Here is a 17,732-nt window from a genome sequence, read left to right as displayed (position 1 = left end):
CCCCGCCTTGGCCCGGGGGGCCGGGGGGGGCGCGTAAAAACCCCCCCCCCCGCCGGGGGGGGGGGGGGGGCGTCGCCGCGATCACGCGGCTCAGCGCGCCGGCGCGTTTATGTCATGCGGCCGGCTGCCCTGCTCGGCGTCCATCCGGTTGCGCTCTTCATGCAGGACCTGGCCCTGCTCCTTGCTCAGGCCGTCGTGCAGGGTGTCGCGCAGGCGGGTCAGCCAGGGGATGCGCTGGCGGTCGGGCAGCTGCCGCACCCACATGCGCAGGTCGTAGCGCTGTTCGGGCGTCATCTGCCAGTACGCGGCGGCCGTGGGCACCGGCGGCACTTCCATCTGCGGCATCAGCATGAACGACACCGCGCGGCTGATCGCCGCGGGGATGACTGTGCCGTGGTCCTCGCCGGCGATCTCGTCGAAGCGCGCATCCACGGGCGTGCGCTCCACCAGTGCCGCTGCCAGGGCGCGGCTGCTGTCCACCTGCGCCCGCTCCTTCTGCAGCAGCGCCAGCTTGGCGACATTCGGCCGCGAGTGCGCCAGCGGCGACAGCGCCTGCTCGTACTCGCCCGCGGTGAGCAGCAGCTTGAGCGGCGGCGATCCGGAGGGGCGCGTGGCCAGGGTATCGGCCAGTTGCCGGGCGATGTCGGCGCGGTCGAACCAGATCGACGGACTGGCCGCGGCGCGCACGGCGAAGGCATCGGGTTTGCGCAGCATCGAATGCAGCACGAACAGGCCGCCGAAGGAATGCCCGAACAGCGCCTGCCGTGCCGGGTCGACCGGCGCCAGTGCGGCGATGCGCGGCTTGAGCCGGCCCTCGATGAAGTCGAGGAAGGCATCGGCGCCGCCCGAAGCCGCGCTGATGCGCGGGTTGCCGCTGCCCGGCGGCGTCAGGTCCAGGGTGCGCGCGCTGCCGATGTCCACGCCGTCGGGGTAGCCGATGCCGACCACCACCGTGGCCAGGTCGCGCGGCACGTCGGGGCGGCGCTCCATGGCGCGCACCGTCTCCAGCGCGGTGAGGAACATGGCATTGCCGTCCAGCACGTAGAACACGCCGTAGCCGCCGCGCGGCGCCGGCTTGTCCGGCACCGACACGAAAATGCGGTAGCTGCGGCCATCGGCGGCGGCCAGGTCGAACTGCTGCGCGCCCTTGACCTGCAACGGCGTGGCGGCCGCTGCGGCGGGCTGGTCCGGTGCGGCCGCCGCCATCGCTGGCGCCAGGGCCAGGCCCAGCGCCAGCACCACGGATACTGCTTTCATCATCGATTCTCTCCCGGCCTGCCCGGCATGGCGCCGGACAGGCCTGCGTTGCTCACCAGCGCTTGTCGAACGACAGCACCAGGCTGCGGCCCATCACCGTCGCGTTGGCTGGATCATAGGGGTCCGGCAGGGTATCGACGGCAGCGGTGGTACCGGTGTCGAAGAACGGCGGCGCGCTGTTGGTGAGGTTGATGGCGGTGAAGTTCACCCGCGAGTCGCGGAACAGGCCGCCGATGTCGGACAGGTCGTAGCCCAGGTGGAAGTCGAAGGTCTTCCAGGCCTTGATCTTCACCGGCGCGGTCGCCGCCACCGGCATGCCCTGCGCGTTGGGCAGGAAGCAGCCGGCCACGCACTGGTAGTCGTCCACGTAGTTCATCGTCAGCGACGCGTTGAGGTTGCCGTAGTACCACTTCACCCCATGCATCGAGCGCAGCTTGACCGGACTGGAGCCGTCGGCGGCACTGTACCTGGCGAGGCGGTCGACGTAGCCGGCGCCCGGCGTGGCCTCGATCTCGTAGGACTTGAGCAGGGTGCCGCGGTTGAAGAACTCCAGCGAACCGCCGTAGCTGGTGTCGAAGCCGTAGTCCAGATTGAAGTCGAAGCCGTCCATCCTCAGCGAGGCCAGGTTGAGCTGGGTGGCGTTGACGATCATCGCCACGTCCGCCGGCCCCATCACCGGGCCGGCACCGAGCTGGCCGAGGTAGCGCGGGTCGTTCTCCATGATCTGGCGCACGCGGTCCGCGCCCGGATTGATCTCCAGGCTGCCGATGTACGGGGTGGCGCCCTTGGTGAACAGGTCGTTGAGGATGCCGCCCAGCTGCCCGGCCTGGATGCGCACGATGCGATCGTCGACCTTCAGGTTGAAGTAGCTCGCGCCGGCACGCAGGCCCGGCGCCCACTCCGGCTTCCAGTCGAAGCCCAGGGTCCAGGTCCTGGCCTCTTCCGGCTTCAGCGTCGGGCCGGCGCCGCCGGAGACGACGATCGCGTTGAAGGTGCAGCCGGCGGCGGTGTTGGACACGCCGTTGAGCGGGACCACAGTGGTATCGCAGGGCGCGCGGTACAGGTCCGCACGCAGGAACGCGCCATTGCCGCCGGTGATCGGCTGCACGCCGTCGTAGGCGTAGCGCATCGGCGGGGCATGGAACGAGGTGCCCCAGCTGGCGCGCAGGGTCAGTGCGTCGGTGGGCTTGAAGTCCAGGCCGACCTTCGGATTGAAGGTGGAGAAGTCGCCCATGCCGCGGCTGCGCTCGTAGCGGGCGGCCAGGGACAGGTCCAGCTTCTGCGCGAAGCGCGAGGCGTTGTCCTTGCCGATCAGCGGGAAGGCCAGTTCCGCGAACACCGCGCCGACGTCGCGCTCGGTGGTGCCGAAGACTTCGTGCTTGCCCGAGGTCGAGCGCCAGTTGAAGTCCAGTTCGCCACCGATGTTCTCGCGGCGGTAATCGATGCCCGCGGCCAGCTTGGCGATGCCGCCGGGCATCGCGAACAGGTCGCCATCGACCTTGAAACTGGCCTGCGCCAGCCACGAGGCGAAGTCGAGGTTCTCGTAGCCGATCAGCTGCGACAGCACCTGCGCGGACAGCGGCTCGGTGGTCCACGGGTTGAACGCGGCGTAGTTGAGCCCGGCGCAGTAGGCCAGCTGTGCCGGGGTGGCGTTGGCCGGCAGGCCCTGGCTGCACTGGATCGCAGTCGGCGCCTGCACCCTGCCGCCGGCAGGCGTGGGCAGGTAGTCGTAGATGTTGGCGTTGCGCTGCACGTCGGAGTTGCGGAACTGCTCGTCGCGGCTGTAGCTGAGCGTGGCTTCGCCGCGCCAGCTGCCGCCGAGGTCGAAGCCGGCGCCGATGGTCGCGGCGATGCTGTCCACCCCGACCTCGCGCTGCAGCGGGCGGTCGTCGATCAGCACGCCATAGTTGTTGGCCACGCCCGGGATCAGGTACGGATTGTTCGGGCCAAGGGTGCCGTACAGCGCCTGGTAGCCCTGGTTGTAGGTGCCGCGACGGCGGGTATAGCGCAGGTCGCCGTACAGGCCCACGGCGCCGACCTCGTGCTCGAAGCCGACGAAGGCGCTGTGGCGCTGCATCTCCGGCAGGATGTCCACCTTGTCCCAGGCATCGTGGGTGTTGCCGACGCCATCGGTCACCGCGACCAGGCTGCCGCCGGAGATGCGCCGGGCCGGGGTGCCCCAGCCGTTGGCGGTGGGCGTGTTGAACTGGTTGGCCGCCGCACCGGCACGGGCGCCGGCACGGCGCCAGTTGACGCCGCCGCGGTCGCTGAAGTCGCTGCCGGAGCGGTAGATGCCCAGGTCGGTGGCGGCCAGCGCGTCCTGCCGGTCGTATTCGTAGCCGACGATCATGCCGCCGCCGTCCCAGTGCCTGCCCCAGGTCTGGCCGATCTGGACCTGGCTGTTGCCGCCCTCGGTGGCGTTGCCGAGGCGGACGGTGGTGCGGGCGCCGTCGTCGCTGCGCTTGAGGATGATGTTGACCACGCCGCCGACCGCGTCGGAGCCGTACACCGCCGAAGCGCCGTCGAGCAGGACCTCGATGTGGTCGACCGCATTGCTGGGGATGGTCGAGATGTCGACGAAATCCCCGTACTGGCCGGCGGCCGCGACGCGGCGGCCATTGACCAGCACCAGCGTGGACAGGGCGCCCAGGCCGCGCAGGTTCACGCCCTGGCCGCCGGTCATGTTGGAGCCGGCGACGCTGCTGTCCGACCCCTGGATGTTGTCGCTCATGCCCACGCCGCCGGCGAAGTTGGCCGGCAGTTCGCGCAGGAAATCGCCCACCGTGGCCTTGCCGCTGGCTTGGATCTGCTCGGCGCCGATCACCATCACGGCGTTGCCCGCCGGCGTCGCGCCGCGGATGTTGGTGCCGGTGACGACCACCGTATCCAGTTGCACCGGTGCCTCCTGCGCCTGCAATGCGCCGGCGATGCACACCGCCAATATCGAAAATCCGCTGGCCAGAACCCGCTGTTGCCCTGCTCGACTGCTCATCATTCCCCCGCAATTCACTGTGGCTGACGGATGGACGCCCACGCTGCCCGGCATGTCGCCGGCAGTGGCCGTTCCCGGGCCCGGGCCGATGCCCCATCCACGTTCCGAAGGCCGGCGCTGGCGCCGGAGTGCACCCGGATCACAGCAAGAGCGCGTCGAGGTGTCAACGAAAATTACGATATTTTTTCTTCCATCATGCGATTGATTGACAACAACGCACGACAACCCCCACTCGAAATGTTTAAAAACAATCACTTATTTCCGTCACGGAAATTTAGCGAAATTCCCGTTGTCGAAATTAATCCGGGGAATGCTGCATCACAGCAGAGAAATTTGATTTTCGAAATTCCCGCCCCACACTGTACGCATGAAGACCACCGCCTCCGCCCCGGCCGCCGCCCGTACCCTGGCCAAACGCGCCTACCAGCGCCTGCGCCGCGACATCGTCCACGGCCAGTGGCCGCCGGGCGGCAAGCTCAAGCTCGAGGCCCTGGTCCAGCATTACGAGATCGGCATGTCGCCGCTGCGCGAGGCGCTGGCGCGGCTGGTCGGCGACCAGCTGGTGAAGACCGAGGACCAGCGCGGCTTCTGGGTATCGCCGCTGTCGCTGGAGGAACTGGACGACATCTCGCGGGTGCGCAACCTGATCGAGACCGAGGCGCTGCGGCTGTCGATCGAGCGCGGCGACGAAGCCTGGGAAGCGCGCGTGCGCGAGACCTACGACGCCCTCAATGAGGTCGAGGGCGAAGTGCTGGGCCGCGGCGAAGCCGCTCCGCAGGAGCTGCTCGACGCCTGGGAAGACCGCAACCGCCAGTTCCACTATGCGCTGGTGTCCGCCTGCGATTCGCCGTGGCTGATCAAGCTGCAGGAACTGCTCTACCACCAGGCCGAACGCTACCGGCGGGTGTCGCTGAGCGCCTCGCGCGGCAAGCGCTTCGTGCAGGACGAGCACCAGGCGATCTTCGAGGCGACCCTGGAACGCAACGCGCTGCGCGCCTGCCGCCTTACCCACGACCACCTGATGCGCACCTACGACGAGGTGCGCAAGACCGTGGCGGCGCTGGACGCCGGGCAGAAAGACGCTTCGTGACCGGCGCTGCCGCACGCCGCGGCCAGGTGCCTCCACGCCCCCCGGGCGCGGAGGCAGGATCTCAGCCGGCCGCGCAGATCCGCGGCTGCGCGCGCAGCAGTTCGCGGGTGCGCTCGAAGCCCGCCACCGCCTTGGGATCGAAATCCTTCACGCCCTCGGACACGTACAGGCCGACGATCAGCGCGCCCTGCTTGTCGTAAAAGCCGAGGATGCGGGTGAACTTGTCCGCTTCCTTGGTGGGGATCTGCAACGCCCAGATCTGGTCCACTTCCTGCGGCGTGATGTGCCCGTGCACTCCCGCGCCGCCATCGACGTACATGTCGTACCAGATCGGCGTGGTGGTCGACTGGGTCTGCGGCACCTTGCTGGGGAAGTTCCAGACATGCATGCCGCCGGAGGTGAACACGATGCCGATGCGGGTATCGGCGCCCCAGGCGTCGACCGATTTCCAGACTTCATCGAACAGCAGGCGGTTGGAACGCACGCCGTAGGCCTGGGCCGGCTCCAGCGCACTGACCACGCGCGTCTCCTCCATCCGGAACAGACGCGCCACTGCGGGCGGCGGTGCGCCCGGGCGGGTCTGGGCGTAGTAGTGGCGGATCACCTTGGCATCATCGGCCGAGGCGCAGGTGTCGGCGGCCGCGGCATGGCCGGCCAGGCCGAGCGCCGCCAGCAGCGACGCGTTCAGCAGGATCTTCATCGGTCTTTCTTCCGTCTTCGGGTGGCAATGGAAGCGGGCGGCGGCTCAGTCCAGCTCGGCGTCGCCCGCGGTGAGGTAGTCCCACATGCGCTCGAGCAGGCGGCCGTTCCAGGTCGCGCGGACCGCGGACTGCTCCTCGCTCAGGCAGGTCGGCAGGGTGTGCGCGGCGGCGGACAGGCAGTCCAGCTCCACGCGCGCGGCGTCTTCCAGGTACCAGGCCAGCACCACCGCCGCCTGCAGCGACTGCCCGGCGGTCACCGCGCCATTGCCGCGCATGACGATGGCGCGCGCGTCGCCGAGCTGTTCGGCCAGGCGCCGCGCCTGCACGTCCGAGCGCAGCAGCAGCGGGTCGTCCCACAGCGGCGGCTGCGGGTAGAAATAGGCGCCGAAACCATGCCGGGCCAGCGGCGTGCGGCCGAGCACGCTCAGGCTCATCAGCTTCGGCGGCTGGATCCGCGCCACGCCACCGACGTCGGGGCGGCGGCGGTAGATCTCGCGGTGGATGCGCACTTCGGGCAGCACGCCCTCGGGCAGCTCGCCCTCCAGCGGCACCACCGTGCAGCGCTCGCCCGGCCGTACCAGCCCCAGCGGCCGCGACGGCGCCACCAGGAACGAAGCGGCGTCGATGCGTGCGCTGCAGTGGCCATAGGCGTGCACCAGCCCGGCGCGGCCCAGGGCGCGAGCGGCCACGCGCACGCTGCGCGCCAGCGCCTCCAGCTGCGCGCTCACTTGCGGAACTCCCGGATCTGCGGCTCGGCGCCCCACATGCAGAAGCCCGGCGGCGCGAACTCGAACTGGCGTTCGCGGTACAGCAGCTCGTCGGCGATGCTGCTCACGCCCGAGGAATATTCGTAGACCATGCCGTCGGGCCCTTCGAAGTACAGGAAGCGCGCGCCCGAAGTCGGATGGCGGCCGGGCCCGAACACCACCGGGATGCCCTGGCCGCGCAGATGGTGCAGCGAGCGCTGCACGTCGTCGGCGCTGGCCACCTGGTGGTTGATGTGCTGGATGCCGGCGCGGTTGGTCGGGAACAGCGCGATCTTGTGGTGGACCTCGTCGATGCGCAGCAGCGGCGCATCGCCGATGCGGTCGCTGACCCGCGCATTGCACACGGAAGTCCAGAACGCCTCGTCGCGCACCGCGTCGGTGGTGCACAGCCCGATGTGGCTGAAGCCGGTGATGCCGGCATCGCGCGCGCCGTGGTAGCGGCGCGAGGACATCTGCGGCCGCCACACCAGCTCGATGCGGTTGCCGGTGGGGTCGCGGAAGGCGATGAAGTCGCGCACCTTGCGCTGCTGCGCCTCGCCGGCGGTGCCGCGGTGCACCGGATGCCCCAGCCGCTCGAGCTCGGCGCCCGCCGCGTCCAGTTCGGCGCGCGTGTCCACCTCGAAGGCGACGACCTGGTCGGCCGGGTCGCCCTCGAAATAGCACAGGGTGTGCTCGCGCTGGTCGGACTTGAAGTACGCCGCGCCATGGCCGCGCTCAGCCACTTCCAGGCCGAGGATGGCCGTGGCGTAGCGCGTGGCGCCTTCCAGGTCGCGGGTTCCCAGGCGCACGTAGCTCACGTCGCGCAGCTGGATCATGCGCTGGGCACTCCGCGCAGCGCCGGGCGCGGCGATACCGCATCGGCCGCCAGCTCGGCGATGGCGCAGTCGCTGCCCCAGGCGCAGTGCGAATCGGCGCGCATCGCGAACTGGCGCGGGCGCCGCGGCGACGCGGCGGCGATGTGCTCGCCCTCGGCGACGAAGCTGTAGTACACCGCGTCGGGACCGGCGAAGGTGACGAACGCCTGCCCCGATGCGGGGCGGCGGCCGGGGCCGTGCGCGATGGCCTGCGGCAGTCCGCGCAGGCGGTGGTACTGCTGCATCACCTGGTCCAGCCCCTGCACCTCGAACTCGACCGCCAGCACGCCGGCGGCCGCGGCCGGGAACAACGCCAGCCGGTGGTGCGCCGCATCCATGCCCAGGTAGGACGCATCGCCGATCCAGTCGCGGACCTGCAGGCCGAACAGGTCGACCAGCAGCGCCTCGTCGGCGGCCGCGTCGGTGCTGCGCAGCGCCAGCGCCGCCAGCCCGGTCACGCCGCTGTCGCGCGCGGGGAAGAAACGCCAGCCCTGGTTCTGCGGGCGCACCACCAGTTCCAGGCACAGGCCGCCGGGCGTGGTGAACGCGGCCAGCGCGCGCACGTTGCGCCGTGCGGCCAGCGCCGCATCGCGCTGCGCCGGGATGCCGCGCGCCTGCAGCGCCTGCAGCGCGGCCTGCAGCGCCGCTTCGTCGCGCAGTTCCAGGCCGACCGCATGGCGGCGCGGAGACGCGCTGGAATAGACCAGGCTGTACTGGCGCTCGTCGGAACGGAACGCCTGCTCGCCGTTGCCGGCCGGCAGCGCCTGCAGCCCCAGTTCGGTGCCGGCGAAATGCGCGGCCGCGTCCAGGTCGCGGGTTCCAAGGACGACGTAACGCAGTTGCTCGACGACGATCGACATGACGCGGTACCTCAATGGATGCGGGGGGCCGTGGGAAGGAACGTTGCGCCGGCGCGGCGCCCGGGCTCAGCCCAGGCGGCGGCGCACGATCCGCTCGAATACCGCCGCGGCCACCGGCAGCAGCTGGTCGTCGAACCGGAACGTCGGGTGGTGGCACATGGCGCTGTCCATTCCCAGGAACAGGTAGGCGCCGGGCCACTGTTCCAGCATGTAGGAAAAATCGTCCGAGAACGGATAGGCGCGCATGTCGGTCCTGACGTTGTCCGCGCCCAGCACGTCGCCCAGCGCCTGCGCCGCCAGCGCGGCCTGTTCCGGCGCGTTGACGCAGGGCGGGCAGGAGTGCGGGATGCGCAGGTCGATGCTGCAGCCGGAGATCTGCGCATACCCCTCGCACAGTGCGCGCAGGCGCTTGAGCAGCTCCTCGTGCACCTCGCGCGACAGCGAGCGGATGGTGCCGCTGAGCGAGGCGGAGGACGGGATGATGTTGTGGGTGGTGCCGGCCTGCAGGCTGCCCACATTGATCAGCGCCGCTTCCATCGGGTCGATGTGGCGGCCGACGATGGCGCTGATCTCCACCGCCAGGCGCGCGGCGACCTGCAGCGGGTCGTTGGCGCGGTGCGGTGCGGCGGCATGGCCGCCGACGCCCTCGATCGCGATCTCGAACACCGCCAGCGACTGCAGCGTGGCGCCGGTGCGCACGCTGGCCTGGCCGCCGGGCAGCGCCGGCATGTTGTGGAACGCGTAGACCTCATCGCACGGCCAGCGCTCGAACAGGCCGTCCTCGACCATCTTGATGGCGCCGCGCCCGCCTTCCTCGGCCGGCTGGAAGATCAGCACCACGCGGCCGCTGGCCGGCGGGTTCGCCACCAGGTGCTCGGCGGTGCCCAGCAGCGCGGCGGTATGGCCGTCATGGCCGCAGGTGTGGGCCACGCCCGGGCGCTGCGAGCGGTACGGCAGCTCGTTGTGTTCGTCCATGGGCAGGGCGTCCATGTCGGCGCGCAGGCCGATGGACATCCCCGGCTTGCCGGAGTCGATCACCGCCACCACGCCGGTGCCGCCCAGGCCGGTGTGCACGTCCAGCCAGAGGCCGCGCAGCACCTCGGCCACCAGTGCCGAGGTGCGCTCTTCCTCGAAGCCCAGCTCGGGCCAGGCATGGATGCGCTGGCGCCAGTCGGCCATGCGCGGCGCCAGGGCGAGGACGGAATCAGGAACGGCGGCCATCAGGGTGCATCTCCGGAACGTGGGCGTGGGACCGATCAAAGCAGAGTCGCCCCTCGCTTGTCAAATTTAATTTCGATATTTTGCAGACATCTCGAAATTTGTCTGGCATGATCGCCGCACCAAGCCAATCCAATAAACATTGATGTTTGGCTGAAATACGGCAGATATCCGGCCCCCGAAGCACCACGAGGAAACGGAATAAATTTCGTAATTTATGGATTCGACCACGGAAACCGCATGAACATCACTGCAGCGCAAGCGCCCGCCTCCTCTGTCATCACGCACTACATCGCAGGCCGCCCGGTCACTTCCAGCCGGCCTCCGTTCGCCAATGTCGATCCCGCCACCGGCCAGGTCGTGGGCCACGTCCACGAGGCCGATGCCGGCATCGTGGACATGGCGGTGCGCGCGGCGCGCGATGCCCTGCACGGCCCCTGGGGCCGGCTCACCGACGGCGAGCGCGCGGCGATCCTGCGCCGGCTGGCCGACGGCATCCGCGCCCGCTTCGACGAGTTCGTCGCCGCCGAAGTGCGCGATACCGGCAAGCCGTACAGCCTGGCCAGCCACCTGGACATCCCGCGCGGGGCGGCCAACTTCGACGTGTTCGCCGACCAGCTGGCGCACGGCGCCACCGAGGCGTTCCGCTCGCCCACGCCCGACGGCGGCATCGCGCTCAACTACGGCCTGCGCACCCCGCGCGGGGTGATCGCGGTGATCTGCCCGTGGAACCTGCCGCTGCTGCTGATGACCTGGAAGGTGGCCCCGGCGCTGGCCTTCGGCAACACCGTGGTGGTCAAGCCGTCGGAGGAAACCCCCAGCACGACCACCCTGCTGGCCGAGGTGATGAACGATGCCGGCGTGCCGCCGGGCGTGTTCAACGTGGTCCACGGCTTCGGCCCGGACAGTGCCGGCCAGTACCTGACCGAACACCCCGACGTGAACGGCATCACCTTCACCGGCGAAACCCGCACCGGCACGGCGATCATGAAGGCCGCCGCGGTGGGCGTGCGCCCGGTCTCCTTCGAACTGGGCGGCAAGAACGCGGCCGTGGTCTTCGCCGACTGCGACCTGGACGCGGCCATCGCCGGTACTACCCGCTCGGCCTTCCTCAACAGCGGCCAGGTCTGCCTGGGCACCGAGCGCATCTATGTCGAACGACCGATCTTCGACACCTTCGTCGCGCGCCTGAAGCAGGCGGCCGAGGCGCTGCGCCCGGGCGATCCGAACGCCGGGGACACCACGTTCGGCCCGCTGATCAGCAAGGCGCACCGCGACAAGGTGCTGTCCTACTACGCCCGCGCGCGCAACGAGGGCGCCAGCATCGTCACCGGCGGCGGCGTGCCGTCGCTGCCGGCGCCGCTGTCCGGCGGCTGGTGGGTGGAACCGACCATCTGGACCGGCCTGCCGGCCGATTCGGCGGTGCTGACCGAGGAGATCTTCGGGCCGTGCTGCCACATCGCCCCGTTCGACCGCGAGGACGAAGCCATCGCCGCGGCCAACGACAGCCCCTACGGGCTGGCCACTTCGATCTGGACCGGCGACCTGTCGCGCGCCCACCGCGTGGCCGCCGCCATCGAGGTCGGCGTGGCCTGGGTCAACTGCTGGTTCCTGCGCGACCTGCGCACCGCCTTCGGCGGCGCCAAGCAGTCGGGCATCGGCCGCGAAGGCGGCGTCCACGGGCTGGAGTTCTACACGGAGCTGCGCAATGTCTGCATCAAGCTTTGAAGCGCTGGCCGGCACCGCGCCGGTGCGCGAGGCCGCGCGCCTGCTGGGCGAGGCCGCACGCAGTGGAACGGCCTGCGAGCCGGTCGCGCCGCTGCTCGGATCCGGCGGCATCGACGCCGCCTACGCGGTCCAGCACCTGCTCACCGAGCAGGCGCTGGCCAACGGCCGCCGCCTGTCCGGGCGCAAGATCGGCCTGACCTCGGTGGCGGTGCAGCGGCAGCTGGGCGTGGACCAGCCCGACTACGGCATGCTGTTCGACGACATGGCCTATGGCGACGGCGAGGAGATCCCGCTCGGCCGCCTGATCCAGCCCAAGGTCGAGGCCGAGATCGCCTTCGTGCTCGATCGCGACCTGGACGCCGAACGGCCGACGCTGGGGCATGTATTGGGGGCCATCGGCTACGCGCTGCCGGCCATCGAGGTGGTCGACAGCCGCGTGCGCGACTGGAAGATCAGCATCCTCGACACCATCGCCGACAACGCCTCCTCCGGCGTCTACGTGCTCGGCGGCACGCCCCGCAAGATCGACGCGCTGGACCTGCGCCTGTGCGGCATGAGCCTGGAACAGCGCGGCGAACCGGTCTCGCTGGGCTGCGGCGCTGCGTGCCTGGGCAATCCGCTCAACGCGGTGGTGTGGCTGGCGCGCACCGCCGCGCGCATCGGCCGGCCGCTGCGCGCCGGCGACACCGTGCTGTCCGGGGCGCTGGGGCCGATGGCCGTGGCGCGCCCGGGCGATGTCTTCGAAGCCCGCATCTCCGGCCTGGGCCGGGTCGCGGCCGCCTTCCGTGGAGAGTAAGCCCATGAGCAAGCACAACGTCGCGGTGATCGGTTCGGGCAACATCGGCACCGACCTGATGATCAAGATCCTGCGCCACGGCCGCCACCTGCAGATGGCGGCGATGGTCGGCGTGGACCCGCAGTCGGACGGCCTGGCGCGCGCGCGCCGGCTCGGCGTGGCCACCACCCACGACGGCATCGAAGGCCTGCGCGCGATGCCGGAATACGCCGGCATCGACATCGTGTTCGACGCCACCTCGGCCGGTGCCCACGTCGGCCACGACCGCCTGCTGCGCGCCGACGGCAAGCGCGTGATCGACCTGACCCCGGCCGCGGTCGGCCCCTACGTGGTGCCGGCGGTCAACCTGGACCAGCACCTGGCCGCGGGCAACGTCAACATGGTCACCTGCGGCGGCCAGGCCACCATCCCGGTGGTGGCCGCGGTCGCGCGCGTGGCGCCGGTGCGCTACGCCGAGATCGTCGCCTCGATCGCCAGCAAGTCGGCCGGCCCCGGCACCCGCGCCAACATCGACGAGTTCACCGAGACCACCTCGCGTGCGCTGGAAACCGTCGGCGGCGCGCAGCGCGGCAAGGCCATCATCGTGCTCAACCCGGCCGAGCCGCCGCTGATCATGCGCGACACCGTGTACTGCCTGACCGAAGGCGGCGACCCGGCCGCGATCGCCGCGTCCATCGAGGCCATGGTCGCCACCGTGGCCGGCTACGTGCCCGGTTACCGGCTCAAGCAGCAGGTGCAGTTCGAAGCCCTGGACGCCGCCGCGTGCGCGGCCATCCTCGGCCGCGCCGACGCCGCGCCGGGGCTGAAGGTGTCGGTGTTCCTCGAGGTCGAAGGCGCCGGCCACTATCTGCCGGCCTATGCCGGCAACCTGGACATCATGACCTCCGCGGCGCTGGCCGCGGCCGAACGCATGGTCGAGGTTTCCCTGGAAACCGCCACCGAGGAGGACGCGCGATGAACCGGCTCTACATCCAGGACGTGACCCTGCGCGATGGCATGCACGCCATCCGCCACCAGTACGGGCTGGAACACACCCGCGCCATCGCCGCCGCGCTGGACCGCGCCGGCGTGGCCGCCATCGAGGTCGCGCACGGCGACGGCCTGGCCGGCTCCAGCTTCAACTACGGCTTCGGTCGCCATTCGGACCTGGAATGGATCGCCGCGGTACGCGAGAGCGTGCAGCAGGCGAAGCTGACCACCCTGCTGCTGCCCGGCATCGGCACCGTGCACGACCTGCGCGAAGCGGTGGCCGCCGGCGTGCGCTCGGTGCGCGTGGCCACGCACTGCACCGAGGCCGACGTCGCCCGCCAGCACATCGAGGAGGCGCGCCGGCTGGAGATCGACGTGGCCGGCTTCCTGATGATGAGCCACATGACCTCGCCGGCCGAACTGGCCGCGCAGGCGCTGAAGATGGAGAGCTACGGCGCGTACTGCGTGTACGTGACCGACTCCGGCGGCGCGCTGACCATGGACGACACCCGCGACCGCGTGCGCGCGCTGCGCGACGCGCTGCGCCCGGAGACCCAGATCGGCATCCACGCCCACCACAACCTGTCGCTGGGCGTGGCCAATTCCATCGTCGCGGTGGAGAACGGCGTGACCCGCGTGGACGCCTCGCTGGCCGGGATGGGCGCCGGCGCCGGCAATGCGCCGCTGGAAGTGTTCATCGCCGCGGTCGAGCGCATGGGCTGGGAGCACGGCTGCGACCTGTACGCGCTGATGGATGCGGCCGACGACCTGGTGCGGCCACTGCAGGACCGCCCGGTAAGGGTGGACCGCGAAACCCTGAGCCTGGGCTATGCCGGTGTCTATTCCAGCTTCCTGCGCCATGCCGAGAAGGCCGCCGCCGACCACGGCCTGGACGTGCGCTCGATCCTGGTCGAGCTGGGGCGCCGGCGCATGGTCGGCGGACAGGAAGACATGATCGTCGACGTCGCGCTGGACCTGCTGGCGCGCAACCGCACTACCGAGGGACAGACCGCATGACCGCCATCGACATCGAGGCACTGGCCGGGCGCCTGGACGACGCCGCCCGCCACGCCACCGCCACCCCGCAGCTGGAGCAGGCCATCAGCCTGGAACAGGCCTATGCGATCCAGCGCCTGAGCATCGAACGCCGGCTGCGCCGCGGCGAGCGCCGCATCGGCATCAAGATGGGCTTCACCAGCCGCGCCAAGATGGTGCAGATGGGCGTATCGGACATGATCTGGGGCCGGCTCACCTCTGCGATGCTGGTGGACGACGGCGCTACCGTGCGCCTCGGCGACTATGTGCATCCGCGGGTGGAGCCCGAAGTGGCCTTCCTGGTCGGGCGCCCGCTGGCCGGCGCGGTCACCGCGCCGCAGGCGCTGGCCGCGATCGACGCGGTGGCGCCGGCACTGGAGATCATCGACTCGCGCTACGAGAACTTCCGCTTCTCGCTGACCGACGTGGTCGCCGACAACAGTTCCTCGTCCGGCTTCGTGGTCGGCCCCTGGCGCAGCCCGGCCACCGACCTGGACAACCTCGGGCTGGTGCTGGACTTCGACGGCCGTCCGCAGGCATTCGGTTCCACCGCCGCGATCCTCGGCCATCCGCTGCGTTCGCTGGTGGCCGCCGCGCGCGTGGTCGCCGAGGCCGGCGAGAGCCTGCAGCCGGGCGACATCGTGCTGGCCGGCGGCGCCACCGCCGCCTGCGCGCTGCGCGCCGGCATCCATGTGTCGCTGGAGGTCGAGTCGCTCGGCCGCTGCGGCTTCCACGTCGAGGGCTGAACCATGCCGATCCTGCACGCACACATCCTGGCCGGCCGCAGCGCCGCGCAGAAGCAGGCCTTCGCCCGCGCGGTCACCGAGGCCGCGAGCGTCCACCTGGCGGTTCCGGCCACGGCGGTGCGGGTGCTGATCCACGAGATCCCGGCGGCCGAGTGGTTCACCGCCGGCGAACCGAAGACGGCGCCCGCCCCCGCCCGCTGAAGCCGACCCGCGCCACGATCACGAGCGATTCCGACCATGCCCCATGCCGCAGCCCCAGCCGTTCCCTCCCCCCCGCCGGCCGCACCGCGCCGGCTCTGGCTCCTGCTGCTGGTGGTATTGGCGGTCACGGTCCTGACCGAATGGATCGGGCCGATCGCGGTACCGGTGTGGTCGTCGAAGATCGTGATCCTGCCGATGCTGATGGCGCTGCTGCTGACCACGGCAGTGGCTGCCCTGCATGCGCGGATGCCGCAGGCGCTGCGGCTGGACGTGCCGCTGCAGCGGCATGCCGGCAAGCTGCTCAACGCCGCGCTGCTGCTGTTCATCGTCAAGCTCGGGCTGATGGCCGGGCATTCGATGCCACAGCTGCAGAAGGTCGGCTGGGCGCTGGCCTTCCAGGAACTGGGCCACGCCTTCGGCACCATGGTGCTGGCCTTGCCGCTGGCGCTGGTGCTGGGCATCAAGCGCGAGGCGGTCGGCGCCACCTTCTCGATCGGGCGCGAGAACAGCCTGGTCATCATCGGCCAGAAGTACGGCATGCAGTCGGCCGAAGGCCGCGGCGTGCTCGCCGAGTACATCACCGGCACGGTGCTGGGCGCGGTGTTCATCACCCTGCTGGTGAGCGTGATCGCGCCGCTGGGCATCTTCGACCCGCGCTCGCTGGCGATGGGCGCCGGCATGGGTTCGGGCAGCCTGATGGCGGCCGCGCTGGGCGTGATCACCGTCGGCATGGCGCCGGAGATGGTCAAGGAGCTGAACGCCATCGCCGCGGCGGCGAACCTGATCGCCGGCGTGGTCGGGTTCTACTTCGCGGTGTTCGTCACCCTGCCGCTGTGCAACTGGCTGTATGCGCGGCTGGAGCCGGTGCTGGGCCGCACCGCGCTGGCGCGGCGCGCGCCGACGGCCGACGACCTCGACCCGGAAGCGGCGATGGCCGAGGAGGACGAGACCCCTTCCTTCGCCGACAGCATGGTGGCGCTGCTGCTGATGGTCGCCGGCATCACCCTCAGCAATTACATGGGCCATGGCGTGCCGCCGCAGCAGACCCTGCCCGGCGTGGCGGTGATGGTGGCGATCGTGCTGGCCGGGATCGCGCTCAAGCGCGTGCTGCGCCGGCTGCCGCTGATGCTGTTCCTGGCGGTGGCGGCGACGCTGGTGACCATCCCCGGCGGCTGGCCGCTGGCCGACGCGCTGGCCACGACCACCGACCGCGTGCAGTTCATGAGCATCACCACCACCGTGCTGGCGCTGGCCGGCTTCTCGGTGGCGCGCAAGCTGCCGATGTTCCGCCGGCTCGGCTGGCGCATCGTCGCGGTGTCGCTGACCGCCACCGCCGGCACCTTCATCGGCGCGGCGGCGATCGCCGAGTTCTTCCACTGACGCGGCCGCGGTGAGCGACATGGAACACGACATGCCGCGCGCTTCCCCGCGCTGGCCGGCGGCGGTGCGCTGGCTGCACTGGCTGGGCCTGCTGCTGGTCGTCGCCACCGCGATGATCGGTCTGTTTATGGTGGACATGGAGCGCGGCAGCGACCCGCGCCGGCTGTTCTATGGCCTGCACAAGTCGCTGGGCGTCACCGCGCTGGCGCTGGCGGCACTGCGCGTGGCGGTACGCCTGGCCACGCGCGCGCCCGCGCCGCTGGCCGCACCGGCCTGGCAGCTGCGCGCCGCGCATGCCACCCACCTGCTGATGTACGCGCTGCTGCTGGCCCTGCCTTTGTCCGGCTGGCTGCTCAACTCGGTGGCGGGACAGCCGCTGCCGTGGTTCGGCCTGTTCCAGCTGCCGGCGCTGGCCGCGCGCGACCCGGATCTGCGGCAGGTGCTCGACACGGCCCACGTGTGGCTGTTCTGGACGCTGGCCGCTTTGGTCGCGCTGCACCTGGCGGCAGTACTGCATCACCAACTGCTGCGTCGCGACGGCCTGCTGCGGCGCATGCTTCCGGCCGGACGCGGCTGAGCGCACCGGGAACCGGCATGTCCGTCAGCACGTTCGACCTGTTCAAGATCGGCATCGGCCCGAGCTCCTCGCACACCGTCGGCCCGATGCGCGCGGCCGAGCGCTTCGTCCACCGCTGGCTGTTCGATCCGGGCAGGCTCCCGGAGGTGGTGCGCATCCGCGCCGAAGTGTTCGGCTCGCTCGCCCTCACCGGCCGCGGCCACGGCACCGACACCGCCGTGCTGCTCGGCCTGGAGGGCCATCGCCCCAACCTGATCGACCCGGACATCATTCCCGAAACCCTGGCCCGCATCCGTTCCAGCAAGCGCATCAACCTGATGGGCCAGCACGCCATCGCCTTCGACGAGAAGCGCGACCTTGCCCTGAACAAGCGCCAGAAGCTGCCCTACCACACCAACGGCATGCGCTTCACCGCCTTCGACGGCAACGACGCCGTCATCGCCACCCGCGACTACTACTCCGTCGGCGGCGGCTTCGTGGTCAACGCCGACGATGCCGCCGACGACCGCATCGTGCCCGACCAGACCCCGCTGCCCTACCCGTTCAAGAGCGGCGACGAAC

General features: G+C 70.6%; 17 protein-coding genes. 10 read left to right on the top strand and 7 right to left on the bottom strand.

The window, feature by feature from the left end; translation table 11 throughout:
* Positions 1 to 90: 90 nt before the first annotated feature.
* Positions 91 to 1,260, bottom strand: coding sequence for an alpha/beta hydrolase-fold protein (locus QMX80_RS13540; RefSeq protein WP_282277579.1), 1,170 nt, complete (start codon positions 1,258 to 1,260; stop codon positions 91 to 93).
* A gap of 49 nt (positions 1,261 to 1,309) precedes the next feature.
* Positions 1,310 to 4,192 carry a TonB-dependent receptor gene (locus QMX80_RS13535; protein WP_282277580.1) on the bottom strand — a complete coding sequence of 961 codons (2,883 nt, stop codon included), beginning with the start codon at positions 4,190 to 4,192 and terminating at the stop codon, positions 1,310 to 1,312.
* Between the two features lie 424 nt (positions 4,193 to 4,616).
* Here QMX80_RS13535 and QMX80_RS13530 point away from each other — a divergent pair, with 424 nt between their 5' ends.
* On the top strand, positions 4,617 to 5,339 hold the full coding sequence (locus QMX80_RS13530) for an FCD domain-containing protein (protein WP_055772715.1): 723 nt from the start codon (positions 4,617 to 4,619) through the stop codon (positions 5,337 to 5,339).
* A 61-nt stretch (positions 5,340 to 5,400) separates the two neighbouring features.
* On the opposite strand, the gene QMX80_RS13525 is transcribed toward QMX80_RS13530, so the two are convergent.
* The 5 genes from QMX80_RS13525 to QMX80_RS13505 all read right to left on the bottom strand — a co-directional run bounded on the left by QMX80_RS13525 (position 5,401) and on the right by QMX80_RS13505 (position 9,742).
* Positions 5,401 to 6,039 (bottom strand): ChuX/HutX family heme-like substrate-binding protein, encoded by a 639-nt coding sequence (locus QMX80_RS13525; protein ID WP_282277576.1) that lies wholly within the window; start codon positions 6,037 to 6,039, stop codon positions 5,401 to 5,403.
* A 45-nt stretch (positions 6,040 to 6,084) separates the two neighbouring features.
* Positions 6,085 to 6,768: a class II aldolase/adducin family protein gene (locus QMX80_RS13520; RefSeq protein ID WP_282277575.1), complete on the bottom strand. Its 684-nt coding sequence runs from the start codon at positions 6,766 to 6,768 to the stop codon at positions 6,085 to 6,087.
* A complete protein-coding gene (locus tag QMX80_RS13515) occupies positions 6,765 to 7,622 on the bottom strand; it encodes a VOC family protein (RefSeq protein ID WP_282277573.1) in 858 nt (285 codons plus the stop codon). Before QMX80_RS13515 ends, QMX80_RS13520 begins: the two co-directional genes overlap by 4 nt.
* Complete coding sequence (locus tag QMX80_RS13510; protein WP_282277571.1) at positions 7,619 to 8,521, bottom strand: hypothetical protein; 903 nt, start codon at positions 8,519 to 8,521, stop codon at positions 7,619 to 7,621. The genes QMX80_RS13515 and QMX80_RS13510 overlap by 4 nt, the downstream gene beginning before the upstream one ends.
* Positions 8,522 to 8,587: 66 nt before the next feature.
* Positions 8,588 to 9,742: an amidohydrolase gene (locus tag QMX80_RS13505; protein ID WP_282277569.1), complete on the bottom strand. Its 1,155-nt coding sequence runs from the start codon at positions 9,740 to 9,742 to the stop codon at positions 8,588 to 8,590.
* A 237-nt stretch (positions 9,743 to 9,979) separates the two neighbouring features.
* On the opposite strand from QMX80_RS13505, the gene QMX80_RS13500 reads away from it, so the two are divergent.
* The 9 genes from QMX80_RS13500 to QMX80_RS13460 form a co-directional block, all read left to right on the top strand.
* A complete protein-coding gene (locus QMX80_RS13500; protein WP_055772696.1) occupies positions 9,980 to 11,467 on the top strand; it encodes a 2-hydroxymuconic semialdehyde dehydrogenase in 1,488 nt (495 codons plus the stop codon).
* Positions 11,448 to 12,263 carry a fumarylacetoacetate hydrolase family protein gene (locus QMX80_RS13495; protein ID WP_273084674.1) on the top strand — a complete coding sequence of 272 codons (816 nt, stop codon included), beginning with the start codon at positions 11,448 to 11,450 and terminating at the stop codon, positions 12,261 to 12,263. Before QMX80_RS13500 ends, QMX80_RS13495 begins: the two co-directional genes overlap by 20 nt.
* A 4-nt stretch (positions 12,264 to 12,267) precedes the next feature.
* On the top strand, positions 12,268 to 13,221 hold the full coding sequence (locus QMX80_RS13490; RefSeq protein ID WP_055772690.1) for an acetaldehyde dehydrogenase (acetylating): 954 nt from the start codon (positions 12,268 to 12,270) through the stop codon (positions 13,219 to 13,221).
* Complete coding sequence (dmpG, locus tag QMX80_RS13485) at positions 13,218 to 14,249, top strand: 4-hydroxy-2-oxovalerate aldolase (protein WP_055772687.1); 1,032 nt, start codon at positions 13,218 to 13,220, stop codon at positions 14,247 to 14,249. Before QMX80_RS13490 ends, dmpG begins: the two co-directional genes overlap by 4 nt.
* Positions 14,246 to 15,013 (top strand): fumarylacetoacetate hydrolase family protein, encoded by a 768-nt coding sequence (locus QMX80_RS13480; protein WP_055772683.1) that lies wholly within the window; start codon positions 14,246 to 14,248, stop codon positions 15,011 to 15,013. Before dmpG ends, QMX80_RS13480 begins: the two co-directional genes overlap by 4 nt.
* 3 nt (positions 15,014 to 15,016) lie before the next feature.
* Positions 15,017 to 15,214 (top strand): tautomerase family protein, encoded by a 198-nt coding sequence (locus QMX80_RS13475; protein WP_055772680.1) that lies wholly within the window; start codon positions 15,017 to 15,019, stop codon positions 15,212 to 15,214.
* Between the two features lie 36 nt (positions 15,215 to 15,250).
* Positions 15,251 to 16,594 carry a DUF3100 domain-containing protein gene (locus QMX80_RS13470; protein WP_055772677.1) on the top strand — a complete coding sequence of 448 codons (1,344 nt, stop codon included), beginning with the start codon at positions 15,251 to 15,253 and terminating at the stop codon, positions 16,592 to 16,594.
* A gap of 31 nt (positions 16,595 to 16,625) precedes the next feature.
* Positions 16,626 to 17,171 (top strand): cytochrome b/b6 domain-containing protein, encoded by a 546-nt coding sequence (locus QMX80_RS13465; RefSeq protein WP_282277565.1) that lies wholly within the window; start codon positions 16,626 to 16,628, stop codon positions 17,169 to 17,171.
* Positions 17,172 to 17,188: 17 nt separating this feature from the next.
* Positions 17,189 to 17,732 (top strand): serine dehydratase beta chain (locus tag QMX80_RS13460; protein ID WP_282277563.1); only part of this gene is annotated, 544 nt, incomplete at its 3' end.

Source organism: Stenotrophomonas sp. PS02297 (genome assembly GCF_029959705.1).
GTDB lineage: Bacteria > Pseudomonadota > Gammaproteobacteria > Xanthomonadales > Xanthomonadaceae > Stenotrophomonas > Stenotrophomonas nitritireducens.
Note: the sequence above shows the minus strand (reverse complement) of the source record. Positions and strands in the feature narration are given on the sequence as shown.

What these genes read in the sequence shown, in the direction of transcription:
- QMX80_RS13540 (WP_282277579.1), bottom strand. Translation starts at nt 1,260, where the DNA reads ATGATGAAAGCAGTATCCGTGGTGCTGGCGCTGGGCCTGGCCCTGGCG.
- QMX80_RS13530 (WP_055772715.1), top strand. Translation starts at nt 4,617, where the DNA reads ATGAAGACCACCGCCTCCGCCCCGGCCGCCGCCCGTACCCTGGCCAAA.
- QMX80_RS13525 (WP_282277576.1), bottom strand. Translation starts at nt 6,039, where the DNA reads ATGAAGATCCTGCTGAACGCGTCGCTGCTGGCGGCGCTCGGCCTGGCC.
- QMX80_RS13515 (WP_282277573.1), bottom strand. Translation starts at nt 7,622, where the DNA reads ATGATCCAGCTGCGCGACGTGAGCTACGTGCGCCTGGGAACCCGCGAC.
- QMX80_RS13510 (WP_282277571.1), bottom strand. Translation starts at nt 8,521, where the DNA reads ATGTCGATCGTCGTCGAGCAACTGCGTTACGTCGTCCTTGGAACCCGC.
- QMX80_RS13505 (WP_282277569.1), bottom strand. Translation starts at nt 9,742, where the DNA reads ATGGCCGCCGTTCCTGATTCCGTCCTCGCCCTGGCGCCGCGCATGGCC.
- QMX80_RS13500 (WP_055772696.1), top strand. Translation starts at nt 9,980, where the DNA reads ATGAACATCACTGCAGCGCAAGCGCCCGCCTCCTCTGTCATCACGCAC.
- QMX80_RS13495 (WP_273084674.1), top strand. Translation starts at nt 11,448, where the DNA reads ATGTCTGCATCAAGCTTTGAAGCGCTGGCCGGCACCGCGCCGGTGCGC.
- QMX80_RS13490 (WP_055772690.1), top strand. Translation starts at nt 12,268, where the DNA reads ATGAGCAAGCACAACGTCGCGGTGATCGGTTCGGGCAACATCGGCACC.
- dmpG (WP_055772687.1), top strand. Translation starts at nt 13,218, where the DNA reads ATGAACCGGCTCTACATCCAGGACGTGACCCTGCGCGATGGCATGCAC.
- QMX80_RS13480 (WP_055772683.1), top strand. Translation starts at nt 14,246, where the DNA reads ATGACCGCCATCGACATCGAGGCACTGGCCGGGCGCCTGGACGACGCC.
- QMX80_RS13475 (WP_055772680.1), top strand. Translation starts at nt 15,017, where the DNA reads ATGCCGATCCTGCACGCACACATCCTGGCCGGCCGCAGCGCCGCGCAG.
- QMX80_RS13470 (WP_055772677.1), top strand. Translation starts at nt 15,251, where the DNA reads ATGCCCCATGCCGCAGCCCCAGCCGTTCCCTCCCCCCCGCCGGCCGCA.
- QMX80_RS13465 (WP_282277565.1), top strand. Translation starts at nt 16,626, where the DNA reads ATGCCGCGCGCTTCCCCGCGCTGGCCGGCGGCGGTGCGCTGGCTGCAC.